The organism is Cytobacillus sp. (genome assembly GCF_032154635.1).
Lineage (GTDB): Bacteria > Bacillota > Bacilli > Bacillales > Cytobacillaceae > Cytobacillus.
Genome location: NZ_JALDXW010000015.1, coordinates 1 through 18,726, shown reverse-complemented (window position 1 = coordinate 18,726; position 18,726 = coordinate 1). Strand labels below are relative to the sequence as shown.

The window sequence follows — 18,726 nt, the reverse complement described above, 5'->3', positions numbered from 1 at the left end:
TCTGCTGAAATCACTCGCTTACTTATAGTTTGTACGAATTTCACACAGCAAAACCGGTTTTCATAGAAAACCGGTCTTTGCATTACATAATAAATGAGTATACAGATAATACAGCAATTGCTCCCAATACGACAACAATAACATTTGCTCCTAGATATGCAACAAGGAATGCAGCAGCAGCGCCAAGTATGCCAAACCAAATATCTTCTTGTATAAACAATACACCAGGAAAAATTAAGGCACCTAAAGTAGCTGATGGAACGTTCTTTAATACCCCTTGAAGAAACGGAGGAAGCTCCTTCCCTTTAAAAAGGACAAAAGGGAGCATTCTTGGGATATAGGTAACAGCGCCCATTCCAAGAATCATCCAGACGATTTCGCTACTCATACCCCTTCCCCCTTTGCTTCTTTTTTAGTCCTTCAATAAATTCAACCATTACGGCAGATAGCAATGTAGCAGCAACAATAGCCCATCCAGATGATAAAGTATTTGATAACGTAAAAATCGTGTTAAAGCAAGCAGCAAGAGCAGCAAGGCAAACGACCTTCATGCTTTTTTTCATGGACGGTACAAGTAAGCCAATAAACATCGCAAAAAGGGCAACTGACATACTTTCCTGCAAGGTTTGCGGCAAACTTGCACCAATTAAGAAGCCGATGCCTGAACAAACAACCCAGCTCGTATATGAAATGAGATTCAACCCAAGCATATAACCAGAGGTAACGGTTCCTTCCTTCATTGCGGCAACAGAAAATGTTTCATCTGTTATCCCGAAAGAATAAATAGCCTTATTAACAAGATGATCTTCTTCACTTCTTTCATTCAATGCAGTTGACATGAGAAAATGCCGAATATTTACGATAAATGTAGTTAAAATGATTTCAAATATCCCTGTTCCTAGTGAAAGTAAGCTTAATGAGATATATTGAGAAGCACCGGCAAAAACAACCATGCTCATGAGCACTGTTTCTCCAATGGAAAGGCCAGTCGTTTTAGCTAACAGCCCAAACGTTAATGCTATCGGAGCATAACCAATTGCAATGCTAATCCCTGCTTGGAACCCTTTCCTAAATTCGGATGCAGACTTATTTACTGCGAGTTCTGCCAATGATGCCACCGCCTTTTTAATTAAAATTTCTAATAATTCGTTTTAAAAATATACTATACTAGATATAATGGATAGTATAAAATACGAACGAATGATTATATTATACATACGTGCGTTATAATAAACAACCCTTTTGGAGGAAATAATGGAAAATATTCAAAAAAATATTGGAATCAATCTTAAGAGTATTCGTAAAACAAGAGGATTCAGTTTGGATACTGCTGCTGATATTACAGGAGTCAGTAAAGCCATGCTTGGCCAAATAGAACGCGGGGAATCCAATCCGACCGTCACAACATTATGGAAAATTGCTACAGGGCTTCAAGTATCATTCTCTTCCTTAATTAGTGAAAAGCCTTCAGAAGTTCTTCACGTTGATTTACAGTCTATTTCACCAATTATCGAAAGCAATGGAAATTATCGGGTATACCCCACTTTCCCATTTGACCCGCGAAAAAAGTTCGAAATATATATCGTAGAAATCGAACCTGACTGTCAGCATACTTCGGATAAGCATAATGAAGGCGTGGAAGAGTACGTAACCGTCATGAGCGGCAAACTCGACATGCATATCGGTGAGCAGAAAATCCAAATCAAACAAGGCAACTCGCTTCGCTTCCTAGCAAACAAGCCTCATACGTATAAAAATAGTGGAACAGAGGTCAGCAGGCTTCAGGTAGTTATGTATTATCCATAATATAAAGGCATATCACAGATCGCGTGATATGCCTTATTTGTTAAATCAACGATTGTTAGATAAGTACCGCTTTATCACTGCTCATCTTTTCTCCGCGAATCCGTTGGAATTCCGCTAATAGCTTTTCAACAGTTAAACTCTGTTTTTGCTCTTCATTTGCATGGAAAATTAACTGTCCTTTATCCATCATAATTAAGCGGTTGCCAAGATCTAATGCCTGCTGCATATTATGAGTGACCATTAGAGTGGTAAGCTGATAGGTCGTCACAATTTCTTTCGTTAGAGCAGTAATCAGTTCGGCACGAGCAGGATCAAGGGCGGCAGTATGTTCATCTAGAAGAAGAATTTTCGGTTCAGTGAACGTTGCCATTAATAAGGAAAGCGCCTGTCTTTCTCCGCCTGATAATAAACCAACCTTTGCCTGCAGGCGGTTTTCCAAACCGAGATGAAGGGTTTCTAGCTTTTCCTGAAAGAAGCTTCTCCTTAATCTCGTCACGCCTTTTTTAAATCCCCGAGAGGTTGTTCTTGAGTATGCAATTGCAAGGTTTTCCTCAATTGTCATTGCTGGTGCGGTACCCGCCATTGGATCCTGAAAGACGCGCCCAATGAATGTAGACCGTTTATGCTCCTTTGCTATCGTGACGTCTTTTCCATCAATGATAACTTCCCCTAAATCTGGAGTCATTTTTCCGGAAATCAGGTTCATAAGTGTTGACTTCCCTGCCCCATTACTGCCGATTACGGTCATGAAATCACCAGGCTTTAAGTGCAGTTCCATATTTTTTAAAGCGATTTTCTCATCTGGTGTGCCTTCATTAAAGACTTTATGAATCTGTTTTAATTGCAGCAAGCTGTTCACCACCTTCAAACGCCTTTTGAACTGCCCGACGCTTTTTCCGCTGTTTTTCTCTCTGCTTTTCAATAATTTTAGGGATGATTAAGGCAAACACAACAATTAATGCAGTAATTAGCTTCATATCTCCCGCTTCTAGAAATTCAATCCGGAGGGCAGCTGTAACGATGATCCGATACAAAATAGCGCCGCCAATAACAGCTAATGTTGCCCTGACAATCGTTTTTGCTCCGAAAATGGCTTCACCAATAATAACTGAAGCCAGACCAATGACAATTATACCGATTCCCATCCCTACATCACTGAATCCGTTATATTGCGCAACTAAAGCGCCTGAAAAGGCAACAAGTGCATTGGATAGCCCAAGCCCCATAATCTTCAGTAAATCTGTATCCGCCGAAAAGCTACGTATCATCGTCTCGTTATTTCCAGTTGCCCGAATCGCAAGACCGATTTCTGTTTTTAAAAATAGATCAATCATCACTTTTACGATAAACGCTAGGAATAGCATTAGAATCAGAATGCCCCATGTGTTCGGGAGAAATCCAGCCGCTGAAAATATGGCTTGAAGCGCATCATCGAATCCGAGACTTTTCCAAAATGCTGTTAATTTTGTTATGACTGTCTCTTCGGCAAGAAGAGGGACATTGGATTTCCCCATTATCCGTAAATTTATAGAATACAAGGCAATCATCATCAGAATCCCTGATAAAAGCGGATTAATTTTTCCTTTCGTATGGAGAAGACCTGTGATGCAGCCTGCTGCAAATCCGGCAATTACGGCCATAAGCGTCGCAACAAATGGGTCTGTCCCTCCGACGATTAGGACTGCTGCAACAGCCGCTCCCGTAACAAAGCTCCCATCTACAGTTAGATCAGGGAAATCAAGTATTCTGAATGATAGATAGACGCCTAATGCCATTAATGAATAGATGGCACCTGCTTCTATCGAACCAAAAATGGCTGTTGGCATTGTTCTCATCCTCTCTGTTGTTTCGCAAAAATAAATGGGTATTCGCAATATATAAAGCGAGGTTTGTTACTTCTATCGTGTACGAATCATTACATTTATTTACCTTCAAAAAATTCAGCCGTATTTGCCCATTCTTCTTTAACCTTAAGACCTTGTGATTCAGCTGCATTTCTATTAACTACTAGTTTCAAACTTCCAGGAAGCTCAACAGGAATGTCAGATACCTTTTTATTTCCTTTTAAAATTTCTGCAGCCATTTTTCCTGTCTGGTAGCCAAGATCATAATAGCTAAATCCACTGGCAGCAACGGCGCCACGTTCCATTGAATCCAATTCACCTACAAACAATGGGATCTTCTCACTATTCGCAACTGAAATAACAGATTCTAATGCTGAAACAACTGTATTATCTGTTGGAACATAAATGGCATCAACACGACCAACTAAGGACTCAGCAGCCTGTTTCACCTCTGCAGAAGTGGACACTGACGCTGCGACAACAGTTGCACCCTTTTCCTCAGCTAGGGATCTTACCTGTTCTACCTGTACCTCAGAATTTTGCTCGCCTGCATTTGAAATCACACCGATATTTTTAGCTCCTGCTTCTTCCACGATAAAGTGAATCGTTTTGGCTGTCCCATCTGGATGGTTGTCTGTTGTCCCTGTGATATTATCACCTGGTTTATCTAAGGATTCCACTAATCCGGCACCAATCGGATCCGTTACAGAAGTGAAAAGAATGGGGATATCCTTTGTTGCATTTAAAGCACTGACTGCACTTGGAGTTGCATTTGCAAAGATTAAATCAACCTTATCACCAACAAAGTTATTCGCAATCGTCTGCGTGTTATTCATGTCTCCTTGCGCATTTTGGAAATCGTATTCAACATTTTCTCCCTCTTTAAACCCTTCATCTTCCAATGCTTTTTTAAAGCCTTCTGTTGCCGCATCAAGAGAGGGATGTTCTGCAAATTGTGTTAAGCCAATCTTGTATGTTTTCCCTTTTTCGCTGTCCATAGCATTTCCATCTGTACTTTCATTGCCACATCCACTTAATAACGTAACACCTACTAAACTAGCTGCAGCTAATATTTTTAGTTTTTTAATCATTATTAACACTCCTTTTATGCTTAAACGCTTTTATGCTTTTATTGACTAAATTATAAGACTACTGAAGATAGAAATTCAAGTATTTTTTACTATTTTCAAAAAACTTTTAAAACTTACAAAAAAAGAACACGGCGTATTCAGCCATGCTCTTTATCATTCATGCAACTTATTTTCCTTTAAATTCCGGCTTTCTTTTTTCTGCAAAGGCTTGGAGTGCCTCAATTCGATCCTCTGTTGGTATAATAACTTCATATGCTTTTCTTTCAATTTGTAAACCTGTCTGCAAGTCTGCATTCATTCCTTGCTTGACTGCAAATTTTGCCTGTTGCAGAGCTAAAGGACCATTCACTAGCATCTGTTCAGCAAGCTCCAAGCATGTATCCATTAGGTTTTCTTCATCTGCGACCTTGGTTAGTAATCCGTAATTCAATGCTTCTTCAGCACTTAAACGTTTTGCTGTTAAAATTAATTCAAGCGCTTTTGCTTGACCAATTAATCTTGGCAGTCTTTGGGTTCCTCCTGCTCCAGGGATGATCGCTAAGCTTGTTTCTGTCAGGCCCATCTTCGCACCTGAAACAGCAATCCGGAAATCACAAGATAAAGCTAATTCCATTCCCCCGCCGAAAGCGAACCCGTTTATCGCTGCTATCGTTGGCTGAGGAAGCTGGTCAATTAGAGAAAACACTTCGCCAATCTTGTATATATTTCGCCGTACCTCCACATCTGATAAAGTTTTGCGCTCCTTCAAATCGGCGCCTACACTGAATGCCTTTTCACCTGATCCTGTAAAAATGACAATGCGAACCTCGGGATTCGTACGTAATTTCTCGATTGAATCCTGAAGCTCTGATAAAGTTTCATAATTAAAAGCATTCAATGCATCCGGGCGATTAATCGTAACAACTGCAATATGCTTTTTCAATTCAACAATGATTGAACTCAAGATTGATCCACTCCCTATTATTTGCTTCATCTTCCAATTCGTGAAAATAAGTGTGATTTCCTTCAAAATTCAGAAAAAACAGGCATAGATCATTTCATGCCTGTTTTTCATTAGACTAGCTACCTATTGTAAAACTTGAGTTTTTAATGCTCTTCGCAAAATTTTCCCCGTTGTATTTTTCGGAAGCTCTTCTAGAAATTCAATGGAAGAAGGAAGCTTATATTTCGCCAAATGCTGTGTACAATACTCTATTAGCTCCTCTTCAGTTAAATTTGGATTCTTTTTAACGACATAACATCGAACAGCTTCACCAAGATTTGGATCAGGGACACCGATTACAGCCGCCTCAACAACATCTGGGTGGTCATATAGCACCTCTTCTACTTCCCTTGGATACACATTATATCCGCCAACTATGATTAGCTCCTTTTTCCTGTCAACGATATAAAAATAGCCGTCTTCATCCATTCGCGCTAAATCACCCGTATATAACCAGCCATCCTTAATGGTTGCAGCAGATTCTTCCGGCATTTTATAGTAGCCCTTCATCACATTCGGCCCGCGGACAATCAATTCTCCGACTTCGCCAACAGGCACTTCATCACCGAGCTCATTAACGATTTTATTCTCTACATTTACGATCGATTGACCGATAGAACCTGCCTTTCTTGGCCTGTCCAGCGGGTTAAAGCATGTAACAGGTGATGCTTCAGAAAGACCGTATCCTTCCGAAATCAACACATTAAATGTCTGTTCAAAGCTTTTTAACAGTGCAATTGGCATCGCTGATCCCCCAGAAATACAAAGTCTGAGCGAGCTTAAGTCCCCACCGTAGCTTTGCGCATGTTGAAGGAGGAAATTATACATCGTTGGGACACCGGCAAATACAGTTGGCTTATACGTCTCGACAAGCCTGAACATTTCCTTTGGGCTGAATTTTGGATCGATAATGATCGTTGCACCATTCATTAGCGGGGCATTCAAGGCAACCGTTAAACAAAAAACATGGAACATAGGCAAGGTTGTTACGACACGATCATTTCCATTCATATGAAGATAATCGCTAACATCCTTTGCATTGCTGTAAAGATTCTTATGTGTCAGCATGGCACCTTTTGGCTTTCCTGTTGTACCGGAAGTATAAAGAATAAGCGCCACTTCATCTTCGTCTAATTCTGGGCCTGTAAAGCTTAACTCGCCGGATGCCGACAATTGTGAAAACGATTTCATTTTAGGAAATACTGAGAGACTGGTAGGATCAACGCCCGATTCCTTCCCCTGAGGTGTTTCACAAATGATATAGTTCTCGACTTTCGGCAAAGCCGGATGCATTTTTTCAACTAACGGTACAAGTAAATCGAGAGCAATGACTGCCTTTACATCGCCATTATTAATGATGTAGCTAATTTCATCAGGTGTATAAATCGGGTTGATCGGTATAACTGTTGCTCCAAGACGAAGCGCCCCATGTAAACCGATCACAAAATGTGGAGAATTTCCTAACAACAATGCAATATGATCCCCTTTTTTCACCCCTATTTGTTCTAGACCAGAAGCAAACTTCGTCACTGCTCCGTCTAGTTCTGCATATGTACTTGATTGGTCCATAAAATAGTAAGCCGGTTTGCTCCCCATTGTTCGTGCCGTTTCATGCAGCCGTTTTGTTAAATTCATATCCCTTTCCCCTTTCTTGTAAATGAATGAATAATCATTCATTTTATTTAAACAATTTTCTAAATATATTATATTGAAAGAAAGTTATGTATTCAAGTAAAAATGTTTTTAGTGATAATATTCGAGTTATTCACAATTATTTAATCGTAAATTTTTATACTAGAATAAAATCATAAAACCGAACGGATGCCACCGTTCGGTTTTATGATTAATGAATATATTCATCGCTTACTAATATATCCGAAATTACTTCGGTTGGAATGACAAACTCAACAACTCCCATATATCCTGGAGCCACTTCATACTTATCAAAGGAGATTACTAACTTTCCTTCATTATTAATATAGAAGTTTTGCTCTTTGCTAATGGTTTCGAAAAGCTCAGTAAGTTCTTCATCTTCGAGCCCAGCATTAGATACCCAGTAGATATTATTTTCATCAGCATTCATTTGTTCACGCATTTGTTTTTTAATATTTTCACTAACAGTATTTACATAGCTATCATCTTTGAATAGCATTGGCAAGCTTAATAAAACTTGATTTTTTTTATCAATTGTATCGTATTTCATGATCGTTGATGAGGAACCAACAGTATTTACAACATACCTGCCGATAGATAAGATCTGATCATTATCTGTTTTCACCTCATAGCCGCTGTCAACACCTAGATGACCTCCGCCATTATTTTCTAATTCCTTCATATCAGCCATGAATTCATCATATAGTTGTTTTCCTTCTTTTAAATATTTATCATTCAGACTTTGTGCCAAGTCTTCATTCTCTAACTCTGATACTGCAGGCACCTTTATATCTGCTTGGTATTTTTCCTTATCTACTTTATATTCTGTGAAAGTTAATACTTTTACAATACTGCCAACGACCGGCATTTCTGCTAATGTGCTTGCCATTGCAGGGCTAATATTCAAGCCTCCGATAAAAATGACAGCAGCTGCAGCAGTCCCGGCGATCCACTTATAACCGTTTTTCTTTTCCTTCTTTCCTTTTAATAATGCTTTCTCGACCATGAAATCGAGCTCATCTGGTATTTCAATATTTTTATACTCCTTTTTAAGCTGCTCTAATTTTTTATCCATCCTAGTTTGCCCCCTTGATCATTTCATCGTTCAATTCGATCCGCAATAGCTTCAATGCTTTATACAATCGTGTTTTTATCGTATTAACATTTTCATTCAATACGTCAGCAACCTCTTCAATTTTCAAATCCTCAAAAAACCGTAAAACGATAATGCTTTTATATTCAGGGGATAATTGATCCATAGCCCTCTCTAAATCAATATTTTCATAATGGTCTTCACTGCCTGAACTGATAAATTCCATTGTTTCCGCATCCACAATACTAACTCGTTTATGTTTCCTGAGAAAATCTAAGGAAGTATTGACCACTATTCTGTAAAACCAGCTTTTTAGTGTTTTTAAGTCCTGAAGGGAATCAATTGAAACGATTGCTTTATGAATCGAGTCTTGTACGATATCTAAAGCATCTTCAGAATTTTTCACATAGCTATAGGCTAGCCGATAAAAGTTTTCTTTGTTTTCTCGAATAAAGCTGGTAAATAATTCTTCATGATTAAATCTATTTTTCGTTCCCATGTCGCAAAAAGGCTCCTTTATTGCTATTAATTTGTATACACTTTAAAGACGCATCATCGGTAGTAAAAAGTTTTAGCTTTTTATTGTAGATTATTGCTATTTAAATATATAGTTGGGTAGAGTTGATTTCCGCTTATGGTACGTTCCAATCAACTAACTTTATTAGCAACAGTTTGTACACATAACTAATTTGAAAACATCAATATTTTTACTCATTAAAAAGAGCGTTCCCTGTAAGGAACACTCTCATAAATTTTAGTATATTAAATTTAAAAAATCCTCTTTTGTAATATTTCCGAAATAGTGTTTAATATCCAATTCTTCAAGTGCTTTTTCTAATTCTGCTTTTTCATAGCGAACACCAATTAGTTTATTTTCAATTTCACTTACATCGCCTACACCAAAAAAGTCCCCGTATATTTTGCAATTTTCCACTTTGCCTTTATCCACATCCAGTCGAATATCAATGCCGCCCACTGGGAAACGGTGTGAATGCTGCAAATTAAATTTAGGAGATTTTCCGTAATTCCAATCCCAATTCTGATACCTTTCTTCAGATAACTGGTGGATCTTTTTCCAGTCCTCGTCTGTAAGAACATACTCCTCAATTTGGTCCTTGCCGCCAAAAATACTTTCAAGCAGTAATGAACGAAATTCTTCGATTGTAATTTTTTTAGTTAAAAACTCTGAAATATTCGCTACACGGCTACGAATAGATTTAATCCCTTTCGACTCAATTTTATCTTTTTTCACCTTTAAAGCTGAAACCACACTGTCAATTTCTGAATCTAACATAAGCGTACCATGGCTAAACATTCTGCCCTTTGTAGAAAATTGAGCATTCCCTGAGACTTTTCTTCCTTCAACAGTGAGATCGTTCCTGCCACTTAATTCAGCATTCACTCCTAGCTTTCTCAATGCATCAACGACAGGTTCGGTAAACTTACGGAAATTATGAAAGCTTTCTCCATCGTCCTTTGTAATGAAGCTAAAATTTAAGTTTCCTAAATCATGATAAACTGCTCCCCCGCCTGATAAACGGCGGACAACGTGAATACCATTGCCTTCTACATATTCTGTATTAATTTCTTCTATTGTATTTTGGTTTTTTCCAATAATAATAGATGGCTCATTTATGTAAAAAAGCAAATACGTCTCGTTAATATCTAAATTTTTTAATGCGTATTCTTCAATTGCTAAATTTATTCTTGGATCGGTAATTCCTTTGTTATCGATAAATAGCATGGTGATTCACTCCTTATAATTTAACAGACCATTGATAGGCAGCAAGCGCAATGGGCCCACTATACATCTCTGCAGCTTCTTCCTTTAATTGCTCAATATTCCCGTAATGCGGGAGATGCGTTAACAGAAGTTTTTTGACATTTGCTTTCTGTGCTAATGTTCCTGCATCATAGCTCGTCATATGACCCGCATTTTTGCCATTCTGATGCTTATAAAAATTACATTCGCACACTAATAAATCCGCTCCGCTGCTAAATGGAATGAATTCTTCTTTGTACGATGTATCTGCAGTATAGACAAGGGTTTTCCCGCCCGCCTCAATTCTCATTCCATAGCACGGAACTGGATGATCCGTCTCTAAAAATTGTATCGCAAAAGGACCAATTTTTAAAGTTTGATCTCCTTGGTAAGCAGTCCCCTTGGTGATCTCTTTATAAGTTAATTTTGAAAACTCATATTCATCCTTCTTATGTCCATAAATCGGGAGGCATTCCGTCTTTTTGCCTAAAAACCCTTGAATAAGGCGGGCATGCTGAAGCACACCAATATCTGCAATATGATCAGGATGATAATGAGAAAGTATAACCGCATGGATCTCCTCTGGCTGAATATTTTTTTGCATTTTTGCCAGAACACCGCTGCCAAAATCAATCATTAAGCGAAACCCTTCGTATTCAAGTAAATAACCCGAGCTCGCTTCATTTGCTTTCGGATATCCTCCCCAGCAGCCTACAACTGTAAACTTCATCCATACTCCTCCTTCTATCCACTTCCACGTTATTTTCACCAAAAAATAGGGTTGAAAAACATGATGTCTTTACTAATATACATCAATAAGCCTATTTTTTCATTTTCAACCATTTGTATCAAAACAGCAATTGACACACTCTAACTGTTATAATACAATAGAAGAAATCTTACTATTCGAATAAAAACAAACAATGGGAGGCTTTCAAAATGATCCAAAACATTTTAGATTTCTTTAGAAATTTGCCGGCAAAACAATGTGTTGACTGTGGGAAAGCTATCGAAGAACAGCATGAATGCTATGGAAACCAATGTGATCATTGTATGGGAGTTTCGGATATATAGAATGAAAAGAGGAAGCCGTCTGCTTATCGGCGACTGCACAAGCCGATGGCGCCTTCAGCTAGACAAAGAAAAAACAGAAAGTGTTTAGAGCTAGAACATATTGACAAATAAAAACCAGCCGCTTCAAAAACGGCTGGTTTTTTCGTTTATTCAGCAGCTGCTGCTGCAGCAAAACGTTTTTTGTGCATACCTGTAAAGAAAGCGATTGTTCCTGCAATAAATAAGACAATGAAAATCGCTAGTATTCCTACATTATGCCACATAAAGCTAAAGTCACCGCTTGAAATCACTGCTTTAAAGCCTGAAACAGTGTATGTCATTGGCAAGAATGTGCTAATTGGCTGTAAGAATTTCGGAATTAACTCAAGTGGGAATGTACCTGCACTTGTTGTTAATTGTAAAATTAAGATGAGGATCGCAATGAAACGTCCTGGATCGCCGAATGTTGTAACAAAGAATTGAATCAATGTGATGAATGTCAGGCTTGTAATGATGGCAAAAAGAATAAATAATGGTACACTTTGCACTTCGATTTTTAAACCTACAAACATAATCAATACGGCAATTAATGCTTGAATAATTCCAATTCCCATTAGAATAAGGAATTTACTTGTAAACCAGTTAAATCCGTTCTTAGGCACTCCTGCTGGTTCACGTAATGGAAAGACAATAGACAGCAAGAGTGCGCCTACAAATAGTCCAAGTGATAAGAAATAAGGAGCAAAGCCTGTTCCATAGTTAGGAACTTTATTAATCTTTTCATTATCCACTTTAACTGGTCCTGCCATCATGCTAAATGTTTCATCATTTGCATTAACAGATGATGCTTTATCAGCGCCGTCAGCAAGTTTGCTGGCAAGCTCCTCTGATCCATCATATAACGTTGCATTCCCATCTGCTATTTTTCCGGCACCATCTTTAAGCTGTGCTGTACCATCCTTTATTGCTGCAGAACCATCTTGTAATTGTCCAAGTCCTCCAGCTAATTCAGTCGAACCATTAGCTAATTTATCCGCCCCTGCTTTCGCTTCAGCGAACTTTTGGCTAAATGTATTCATTCCAGCTTGGAATTCATTTTGCCCTTTTGAAATTTCCTGTGCACCGCTTTCAAGCTTTACGCTTCCTTTTGCAAGCTCATTTACCCCTTGCTGAAGCTGTTTCTGTCCTTTGTTCAGTTCACCAATTTTAGCGGCGATTTCATTTCCGCCATTAGCAAGCTGCCCGGCAGCACCAGCAAGTTCAGCTGTCCCTGTCTTAAGCTGATTCAATGCACCCTCTAACTCTAAACGTTGAGGTGAATCTTCAGGAAGCTGGCCAATCAGTCCTTGCAGTTTCTCTTGAAGCACAGCCATTCCGCCATTTACTTTTTGTGCTTCTGATTGCCATTGTTGCAACGAGGTTGATAGTGTTTTTGCCCCAGCACCAATCTGCTCAGTACCAGTAACGACAGCTGGCAGCTTCTCATTAACTGCTCCTAAGCCTTCTTTTGTCTGATGAATTCCTGCTGCCAATTGTTCATGACCTGCTTTCAATTGATCAGACGCTGACTTTAATGTATTCTGCCCTTCTTGCAGCTGACCAAGTCCATCTGCTAAAACCTTCGAGCCAGCAACTAACTCTTTAGAGCCGTTATTAATTTTTCCTACCCCATTATTGAATTCAATGGATTTATCAGCTAATAAAGAAAGCTTATCATAAATAAGTGATGAACCATCCTTTAGTTCGGCTGCTCCTTCATTTATTTTAGAAGCACCATCACTTGCTTGCCCCATGCCATCTGCAAGCTCAGTCACTTTATCAAACATTGTTTCTGCATATGTTTCCGTTATTTTTTCCGAAATAGATGATTTAATTTTTTCAATAGCTGTTTCACCTATTTGCGAAGAAAGAAAATTATAGCTTTCATTTGGAACATAGACAAGCTTTAGCTTTTCTGGATGATCATCAAGCAATGTTGTTGCATTAGATGAAAATTCTGATGGAATTTCAATCAGCATATAATATTTTTGGTTTTTAAGATCCTTGTATCCTTGCTCTTTGTTGACGAACTTAAAATTAAAATCTCCGCTTTCCTTTAATTTATCAACGAGTTCATCCCCAAGCTGAAGCTGTTTCCCGTCAAAATCCGCTCCTTTATCCTCATTGACAATTGCCACAGGCAAATCTGCCAAATGATCATAAGGATCCCAAAACGCCCAAAGGAACATACCGCTGTATAATACTGGAATAAATAGAACTGCAATAATTGGAATAAGAAGCTTTTTATTCCGCAAAACAGACAGCAATTCCTTTTTGAAAAGACTTTCTCTCAATGTTGTTGCCTCCTTGTTAAACTGACTGTTTTGTTCATTTAGTCAATATATTCCAAAAAATGAGGACTATCTGTTTGATAATCCTTTAAAGATATACTGTTCAAATAGCTTTGCAATTTCTTCCTTTTCTAATGGTTCATTCCGCTTTTCCCAATCGAAAATGAGAGCAACATAAAGTTTCAACATAATGAATGCTGTTACTTCAGGATTGCATTCTTGTATTTCTCCTTTATCAATTGCAGCAATGATTTTCTCCTTCAAATACCCAAGAATGGCATCCTCTAGTTTAACCATTACTTCCATTACAGCAGGAGTCCCCATCTCTTTCTCTTCTTGGAAGAGCTTAATTGTCAGCTGGTGCTTTAAGCGGAATTCCAAGATTTGATATAGTCCGCGATGAACTTTTTCATGAAAAGAAAGGGTAGAATCCATTGCTTCATCAGCTGCTCTTTTCATCTCGTGGATAAGCGAGCTAATGATTTCATCAAACAGTTCTTCTTTATTTTTAAAAAAGGTATATATTGTTCCTTTCCCTACGTTCGCAATCTTTGCAACCTGATCCATCGTTGTGGCTTTAAAACCAAATAATGAAAAGGATTTAGTAGCCGCCTCAATAATCAGTTGCTTTCGATCGATTGCCATTCCCTCACCTCTTTAAGAAATACATTAGCGTCTTCACGCTGAAGGTTGAAAATAAGAACAATTGACTAAATGAGTAATTTGGTCATTTTGTACAATGATTAATTTAACATACGTTTTTATTAAATGCAACAAAAAGTTTAAATAAATCTAAAAAAGCTATCACGCATGGATAGCTTTTGGATTTTTACTATATAAAAATGATAATACTTGCTGAACGGCATTTTCCCCTTGATCAATACAGTCAGGCATCCCTAAGCCATCATAGGAGCTCCCTGCAACATAAACACCAGATAGTTCAGCAGTCAGCTCGTTCATCACGTTGTCAATACGCTCCTTATGACCCACTGTATATTGCGGCATGGAATCCTTCCATCTAGATACCACAGCAAAGTCAGGAGCCATCGTGATATTCATCGTTTTATTTAAATCATTTAAGACGATGTTCACCATTTCATCATCTGTAACATCGACTACCGCTTCATCACCTGGTCTCCCTACATAGCAGCGCAGCAAAACCTTTCCATCTGGTGCAGCATGTGGCCATTTTTTATGTGTCCATGTACAAGCAGTAATGGTATAGTCACTATTTCGCGAGACAACAAATCCTGTTCCTTCAATATCCTTTTCAATCGCCTCTTTAGGAAAGGCAAGAGCAACTGTAGCAACAGATGTGGAAGGCATTTCCTTAAAAGCATCGAAAAGGCGGTGGTGTTTAAACAGAGACGGAGTAATATGATGCGGGACAGATAGGACTACACTATCAGCCGTTAACACCTCTCCATTCTCTAACTCAAGCTCATACTCGTCCTCATTTTTGTCAATCCCTACAACCCGAACCCCTTTCAAAACAGAGCTCGGCTCCAATTTCTCTTCAATCGCATCTATGAATGACTGCAGACCTGTCTTAAACGTTAGAAACATTCCTTTGTCTTTTTTCTCGCCAGTACTTTTTGGCTGTGATGGCGTTGATTTTTTCATCCCCAAAATCAAGCTGCGATATTTTTGTTCCACTTGATAAAACTGCGGGAATGTAGACATTAAGCTTAACTGATCGATATCTCCGGCATATATTCCCGATAGCAATGGTTCGATTAAGTTTTCAACCACTTCATCCCCTAATCTCCTCCGGAAAAACTCACCAAGTGCTTGATCTTTCCTAGCGTTTGACCGCGGGAGAACAAAATCCGCTGCAGCGCGTATTTTACCTGGAAATGAAAATAAGCCGGTTGTAATAAAAGGGGCGATCTGTGTCGGAATCCCCATTATAGACCCTCCAGGCATCGGATGAAGACGCTCTCTCGCTAAAACAAACGACTTCCCTGCAGTATTTCGGATTAGCTCGTTTTCCATCCCAACCTCTTTCGCTAAACGAGCGGCACTTTGCTTTCTGGCAAGAAATGAATCAGGACCTCTTTCGATAACAAATCCATCCTTAACGACGGTTTGTATTTTGCCACCTAGACGCTGTGTTGCCTCAACGAGTTTCACATCAAGTGACAGTCCTTTTTCACGTGCTTCTTTTTGCAAATAATAAGCTGTTGCTAAACCTGTAATTCCACCACCGATAATGATAACCTTCTTCTGTTCTTCCGACACAGTTCTTCGCCTTCTTTACATTAGTTTCATTTATTGGCTAATTTATTAAGGATGACCGTTGCAAGGGCATCAATAAATTCCGGTTGATCATTAGGCATTGCTGGACGATAATAAGCAGCTCCAATTTCTTCTGTAACGACTTTACATTCATAATCATTATCATACAGCACTTCTAAGTGATCGGAGATAAAACCAACTGGTGTATATACAAAGGCTTTATAGCCCTTTTTTTCAAAAAGCTCTCTCGTTAAATCCTGTACATCTGGTCCAAGCCATGGTTCTGGCGTATTTCCTGCACTTTGCCAGCCTACTGCATAGTGTTGTACTCCGGCCTGACTTGCAATCATATCTGCTGTTTCCTTCAACTGTTGCGGATACGGGTCTCCCATTTGTAAAATTTTTTCTGGCAAGCTATGTGCCGAAACGATGAGAACTGCCTTTTCTCTTTCTTCAACAGTCATACTTTCAAATGTAGATTTTACACGATCTGCCCAATAGTTAATGAATTTTGGCTCATTATACCAGCTTTCCACTGAATGAATGACTGGTCCCCCAAGCTTCTTAGCTTCTTCCTTTGCCCGTCCATTATATGATTTCACGCTAAATGTGGAAAAATGAGGGGCTAGAACAAGGCTCACTGCCTCTTCAATTCCATCTTCATTCATTTGTTTAACCGCATCCTCGATAAATGGCTCAATATGCTTTAAACCTAGATACATAACAAATTCATATTCATCCTGTATTTCATTTAGATAGGATTCAAGGCCTTTCGCTTGATCCATTGTGATTTTTGCAAGAGGAGAAATACCGCCAATTGCTTCATATCTTCCGCGCAAGTCTTCAAGCATTTCTGGAGTAGGCTTTCTACCGTGTCTGATATGCGTATAGTAGCGCTCAATGTCTTCTTCTTTGTATGGGGTTCCATACGCCATTACAAGTAAACCCATCTTTTTTCTTGTCATAATTAATCCACCTCTTGTTCATCTCTAGTCCTAGTCTTTAATTGTGTAAAAAACGTAAGATATCCAACTAATATGATTGATAGGCCTACTTGCTTAATTTTGAAGCTGAATACTCATGTACAAATGCAGTTAAACGCTTTAATGTTTCTGGATTTACATCTGGGAATACGCCATGTCCAAGATTAAAGATATATCCAGGACGCTCCATTCCTTGGTCTAAAATTTCTTTTGCCTTCGCTTCAATCACTTCCCATGGTGCAAGAAGCAGAGCGGGATCAAGATTTCCTTGAACTGCCTTTGTAATGCCTCTTTCTCTTGCTTCCCTGATTGGCAGCCTCCAATCTAAGCCAACAACATCAAGCGGCAGATCATGCCACTCCATTGCAAGATGGCTTGCACCCACGCCAAACATGATTAACGGTACATTTTCTTCCCTTAGTGCCGAGAAAATTCTGTTCATCGTTGGTTTAATAAAAAGCCGATAATCTTCCACATTCAACGCACCAACCCATGAATCGAAAATCTGAATAGCTTTTGCGCCCGCATTAATTTGCGATTTTACATATGTAATTGTCATATCACTTAACTTGTCCATTAAAGCAAACCATGCTTTTGGTTCTGCATGCATAAATGCTTTCGTTTTATTGTAGTTCTTCGAAGGACCGCCTTCGATCATATAGCTTGCAATTGTAAATGGTGCGCCTGCAAATCCGATTAACGGCACTTCCAACTGCTCTTGTGTAAGAAGCTTTATCGTATCAAGTACATATGGTACATCCTCTTCCGGGTTGATTTCACCAAGCTTTTCAACATCGGAAACGGATCGGATAGGATTAGAAATAACTGGGCCGACACCAGATTTAATTTCAACCTCAACCCCTAGTGCAGGAAGTGGAGACATAATATCTTTATATAGAATGGCCGCATCATTGTTATATTGATCAACAGGTAATTTTGTCACATATGCACAAAGCTCAGGCTGATGAGTAATTTCAAATAAAGAGTATTTTTCTTTTATTGCTCTATATTCTGGCTGAGAACGTCCTGCTTGACGCATATACCATACAGGCACATGTTCCGTCTTTTCCCCTCTAGCCGCTCGTAAAAAAGTATCATTTATCATTTTGACCATTTAAATTATCCACCTTTCAAGACTGTCTGGTTAACATTTTAATATATACGTAAGGATATTTGAAATTTTGACACCTAATCATCCATACTAACTGTATCGTTTTCAGCTATACTTGTATAGACAACGAAGAAAAATGTCGAAATTTTGTCATAAGGTGTTAACCCTTTGGCAATAAATGTGCTATGAAAACGTATAGTATAAAAAACAAGTGAGGAGATGAAGCGCATGAATTTTTACATGACAACCGGTACTTTCAATTTTTTAGCTAAGATAAAAGAAAAGCATCCTGGAGAGTCTATGTTTCTCATGCTAAATAACGAAAATGCACTATTATTGCATGAGTCTAATCAATCAACCATATTTAAGACGCCGCGTCCTTTTCAAGTGATCGAATCTATTGGAACGCTCGAAAATAAGGGTATTGCCGTTATGCATACGATTCCCGTAATTGAAGAAGACAAACCTTTATTGGAACACCGTTTTCATCATTTGAGAACTCTTTTAGAAAATCACCGTGGATTATCAGCCGTCCGATTTCTTCGCCCACTTAAAGGTGACGCGTACATCATTCTCTCTTTATGGCAAAATGAAAAGTCTTATGCAGATTGGGAGAACACTGCATCCTATACGGCATTCAAAAAAGAAGTCACCTCATTTAACAATCCCGCAAACTTATTAATTGGATCTGCTTATGTAACAAAATATTTCATTTCAGAAGATTAAAGTGACAAGAATTATCCATTTATATATGAAGTAAGAAGATTTACAAACTGTTTA

General features: G+C 38.6%; 19 protein-coding genes. 3 read left to right on the top strand and 16 right to left on the bottom strand.

The features are described from left to right. Positions 1 to 82: 82 nt before the first annotated feature. Positions 83 to 388, bottom strand: coding sequence for an AzlD domain-containing protein (locus RUH74_RS12215; protein ID WP_053475189.1), 306 nt, complete (start codon positions 386 to 388; stop codon positions 83 to 85). Beyond that, entirely contained in the window at positions 381 to 1,109 is a 729-nt protein-coding gene (locus RUH74_RS12210; protein WP_313800591.1) for an AzlC family ABC transporter permease, read from the bottom strand. Before RUH74_RS12210 ends, RUH74_RS12215 begins: the two co-directional genes overlap by 8 nt. Before the next feature lie 145 nt (positions 1,110 to 1,254). On the opposite strand from RUH74_RS12210, the gene RUH74_RS12205 reads away from it, so the two are divergent. Then, positions 1,255 to 1,806 carry a helix-turn-helix domain-containing protein gene (locus RUH74_RS12205; RefSeq protein WP_313800590.1) on the top strand — a complete coding sequence of 184 codons (552 nt, stop codon included), beginning with the start codon at positions 1,255 to 1,257 and terminating at the stop codon, positions 1,804 to 1,806. A gap of 55 nt (positions 1,807 to 1,861) precedes the next feature. Here the strand turns inward: RUH74_RS12205 and RUH74_RS12200 are convergent, their stop codons facing one another. The 9 genes from RUH74_RS12200 to RUH74_RS12160 form a co-directional block, all read right to left on the bottom strand. Next, positions 1,862 to 2,656: an ABC transporter ATP-binding protein gene (locus RUH74_RS12200; protein ID WP_313800589.1), complete on the bottom strand. Its 795-nt coding sequence runs from the start codon at positions 2,654 to 2,656 to the stop codon at positions 1,862 to 1,864. Next, on the bottom strand, positions 2,631 to 3,632 hold the full coding sequence (locus tag RUH74_RS12195; protein WP_313800588.1) for an ABC transporter permease: 1,002 nt from the start codon (positions 3,630 to 3,632) through the stop codon (positions 2,631 to 2,633). Before RUH74_RS12195 ends, RUH74_RS12200 begins: the two co-directional genes overlap by 26 nt. Positions 3,633 to 3,727: 95 nt before the next feature. After that, the gene (locus tag RUH74_RS12190; protein WP_313800587.1) at positions 3,728 to 4,741 is read right to left on the bottom strand and encodes an ABC transporter substrate-binding protein; all 1,014 of its coding nucleotides are present in this window, start codon (positions 4,739 to 4,741) and stop codon (positions 3,728 to 3,730) included. Positions 4,742 to 4,907: 166 nt separating this feature from the next. Continuing rightward, on the bottom strand, positions 4,908 to 5,684 hold the full coding sequence (locus RUH74_RS12185; RefSeq protein WP_313800586.1) for an enoyl-CoA hydratase-related protein: 777 nt from the start codon (positions 5,682 to 5,684) through the stop codon (positions 4,908 to 4,910). A gap of 123 nt (positions 5,685 to 5,807) precedes the next feature. After that, positions 5,808 to 7,358 carry a fatty acid--CoA ligase family protein gene (locus RUH74_RS12180; RefSeq protein ID WP_313800585.1) on the bottom strand — a complete coding sequence of 517 codons (1,551 nt, stop codon included), beginning with the start codon at positions 7,356 to 7,358 and terminating at the stop codon, positions 5,808 to 5,810. A gap of 208 nt (positions 7,359 to 7,566) precedes the next feature. Then, the gene (gene rsiV / locus RUH74_RS12175) at positions 7,567 to 8,451 is read right to left on the bottom strand and encodes an anti-sigma-V factor RsiV (RefSeq protein WP_313800584.1); all 885 of its coding nucleotides are present in this window, start codon (positions 8,449 to 8,451) and stop codon (positions 7,567 to 7,569) included. A 1-nt stretch (position 8,452) separates the two neighbouring features. Beyond that, positions 8,453 to 8,968: an RNA polymerase sigma factor SigV gene (locus RUH74_RS12170; protein WP_313800583.1), complete on the bottom strand. Its 516-nt coding sequence runs from the start codon at positions 8,966 to 8,968 to the stop codon at positions 8,453 to 8,455. Positions 8,969 to 9,223: 255 nt separating this feature from the next. Continuing rightward, positions 9,224 to 10,213, bottom strand: coding sequence for a lipoate--protein ligase (gene lplA, locus RUH74_RS12165; RefSeq protein ID WP_313800582.1), 990 nt, complete (start codon positions 10,211 to 10,213; stop codon positions 9,224 to 9,226). Between the two features lie 13 nt (positions 10,214 to 10,226). Then, positions 10,227 to 10,961, bottom strand: coding sequence for an MBL fold metallo-hydrolase (locus tag RUH74_RS12160; protein ID WP_313800581.1), 735 nt, complete (start codon positions 10,959 to 10,961; stop codon positions 10,227 to 10,229). 209 nt (positions 10,962 to 11,170) lie between these two features. On the opposite strand from RUH74_RS12160, the gene yhfH reads away from it, so the two are divergent. Beyond that, positions 11,171 to 11,305, top strand: coding sequence for a protein YhfH (gene yhfH / locus RUH74_RS12155; RefSeq protein ID WP_313800580.1), 135 nt, complete (start codon positions 11,171 to 11,173; stop codon positions 11,303 to 11,305). 146 nt (positions 11,306 to 11,451) lie between these two features. Here yhfH and RUH74_RS12150 read toward each other — a convergent pair whose 3' ends face one another. The 5 genes from RUH74_RS12150 to hemE all read right to left on the bottom strand — a co-directional run bounded on the left by RUH74_RS12150 (position 11,452) and on the right by hemE (position 17,949). After that, positions 11,452 to 13,617 carry a YhgE/Pip family protein gene (locus tag RUH74_RS12150; RefSeq protein ID WP_313800579.1) on the bottom strand — a complete coding sequence of 722 codons (2,166 nt, stop codon included), beginning with the start codon at positions 13,615 to 13,617 and terminating at the stop codon, positions 11,452 to 11,454. Between the two features lie 66 nt (positions 13,618 to 13,683). After that, positions 13,684 to 14,259, bottom strand: coding sequence for a TetR/AcrR family transcriptional regulator (locus RUH74_RS12145; RefSeq protein ID WP_313800578.1), 576 nt, complete (start codon positions 14,257 to 14,259; stop codon positions 13,684 to 13,686). Positions 14,260 to 14,418: 159 nt separating this feature from the next. Further along, positions 14,419 to 15,855 (bottom strand): protoporphyrinogen oxidase, encoded by a 1,437-nt coding sequence (hemY, locus tag RUH74_RS12140; RefSeq protein ID WP_313800577.1) that lies wholly within the window; start codon positions 15,853 to 15,855, stop codon positions 14,419 to 14,421. 26 nt (positions 15,856 to 15,881) lie between these two features. Next, positions 15,882 to 16,817, bottom strand: coding sequence for a ferrochelatase (hemH, locus tag RUH74_RS12135; RefSeq protein WP_313800576.1), 936 nt, complete (start codon positions 16,815 to 16,817; stop codon positions 15,882 to 15,884). Positions 16,818 to 16,902: 85 nt separating this feature from the next. Next, positions 16,903 to 17,949, bottom strand: a complete 1,047-nt coding sequence (gene hemE / locus RUH74_RS12130) for a uroporphyrinogen decarboxylase (RefSeq protein WP_313800575.1) — start codon at positions 17,947 to 17,949, stop codon at positions 16,903 to 16,905. A gap of 225 nt (positions 17,950 to 18,174) precedes the next feature. Between hemE and RUH74_RS12125 the strand changes: the two genes are divergently transcribed. Next, entirely contained in the window at positions 18,175 to 18,672 is a 498-nt protein-coding gene (locus RUH74_RS12125; RefSeq protein WP_313800574.1) for an antibiotic biosynthesis monooxygenase family protein, read from the top strand. The last annotated feature ends 54 nt before the right edge of the window (positions 18,673 to 18,726 follow it).

What these genes read in the sequence shown, in the direction of transcription:
- RUH74_RS12215 (WP_053475189.1), bottom strand. Translation starts at nt 388, where the DNA reads ATGAGTAGCGAAATCGTCTGGATGATTCTTGGAATGGGCGCTGTTACC.
- RUH74_RS12145 (WP_313800578.1), bottom strand. Translation starts at nt 14,259, where the DNA reads ATGGCAATCGATCGAAAGCAACTGATTATTGAGGCGGCTACTAAATCC.
- RUH74_RS12180 (WP_313800585.1), bottom strand. Translation starts at nt 7,358, where the DNA reads ATGAATTTAACAAAACGGCTGCATGAAACGGCACGAACAATGGGGAGC.
- yhfH (WP_313800580.1), top strand. Translation starts at nt 11,171, where the DNA reads ATGATCCAAAACATTTTAGATTTCTTTAGAAATTTGCCGGCAAAACAA.
- RUH74_RS12160 (WP_313800581.1), bottom strand. Translation starts at nt 10,961, where the DNA reads ATGAAGTTTACAGTTGTAGGCTGCTGGGGAGGATATCCGAAAGCAAAT.
- hemH (WP_313800576.1), bottom strand. Translation starts at nt 16,817, where the DNA reads ATGACAAGAAAAAAGATGGGTTTACTTGTAATGGCGTATGGAACCCCA.
- RUH74_RS12190 (WP_313800587.1), bottom strand. Translation starts at nt 4,741, where the DNA reads ATGATTAAAAAACTAAAAATATTAGCTGCAGCTAGTTTAGTAGGTGTT.
- RUH74_RS12125 (WP_313800574.1), top strand. Translation starts at nt 18,175, where the DNA reads ATGAATTTTTACATGACAACCGGTACTTTCAATTTTTTAGCTAAGATA.
- RUH74_RS12170 (WP_313800583.1), bottom strand. Translation starts at nt 8,968, where the DNA reads ATGGGAACGAAAAATAGATTTAATCATGAAGAATTATTTACCAGCTTT.
- lplA (WP_313800582.1), bottom strand. Translation starts at nt 10,213, where the DNA reads ATGCTATTTATCGATAACAAAGGAATTACCGATCCAAGAATAAATTTA.
- RUH74_RS12195 (WP_313800588.1), bottom strand. Translation starts at nt 3,632, where the DNA reads ATGCCAACAGCCATTTTTGGTTCGATAGAAGCAGGTGCCATCTATTCA.
- RUH74_RS12205 (WP_313800590.1), top strand. Translation starts at nt 1,255, where the DNA reads ATGGAAAATATTCAAAAAAATATTGGAATCAATCTTAAGAGTATTCGT.
- rsiV (WP_313800584.1), bottom strand. Translation starts at nt 8,451, where the DNA reads ATGGATAAAAAATTAGAGCAGCTTAAAAAGGAGTATAAAAATATTGAA.
- hemE (WP_313800575.1), bottom strand. Translation starts at nt 17,949, where the DNA reads ATGGTCAAAATGATAAATGATACTTTTTTACGAGCGGCTAGAGGGGAA.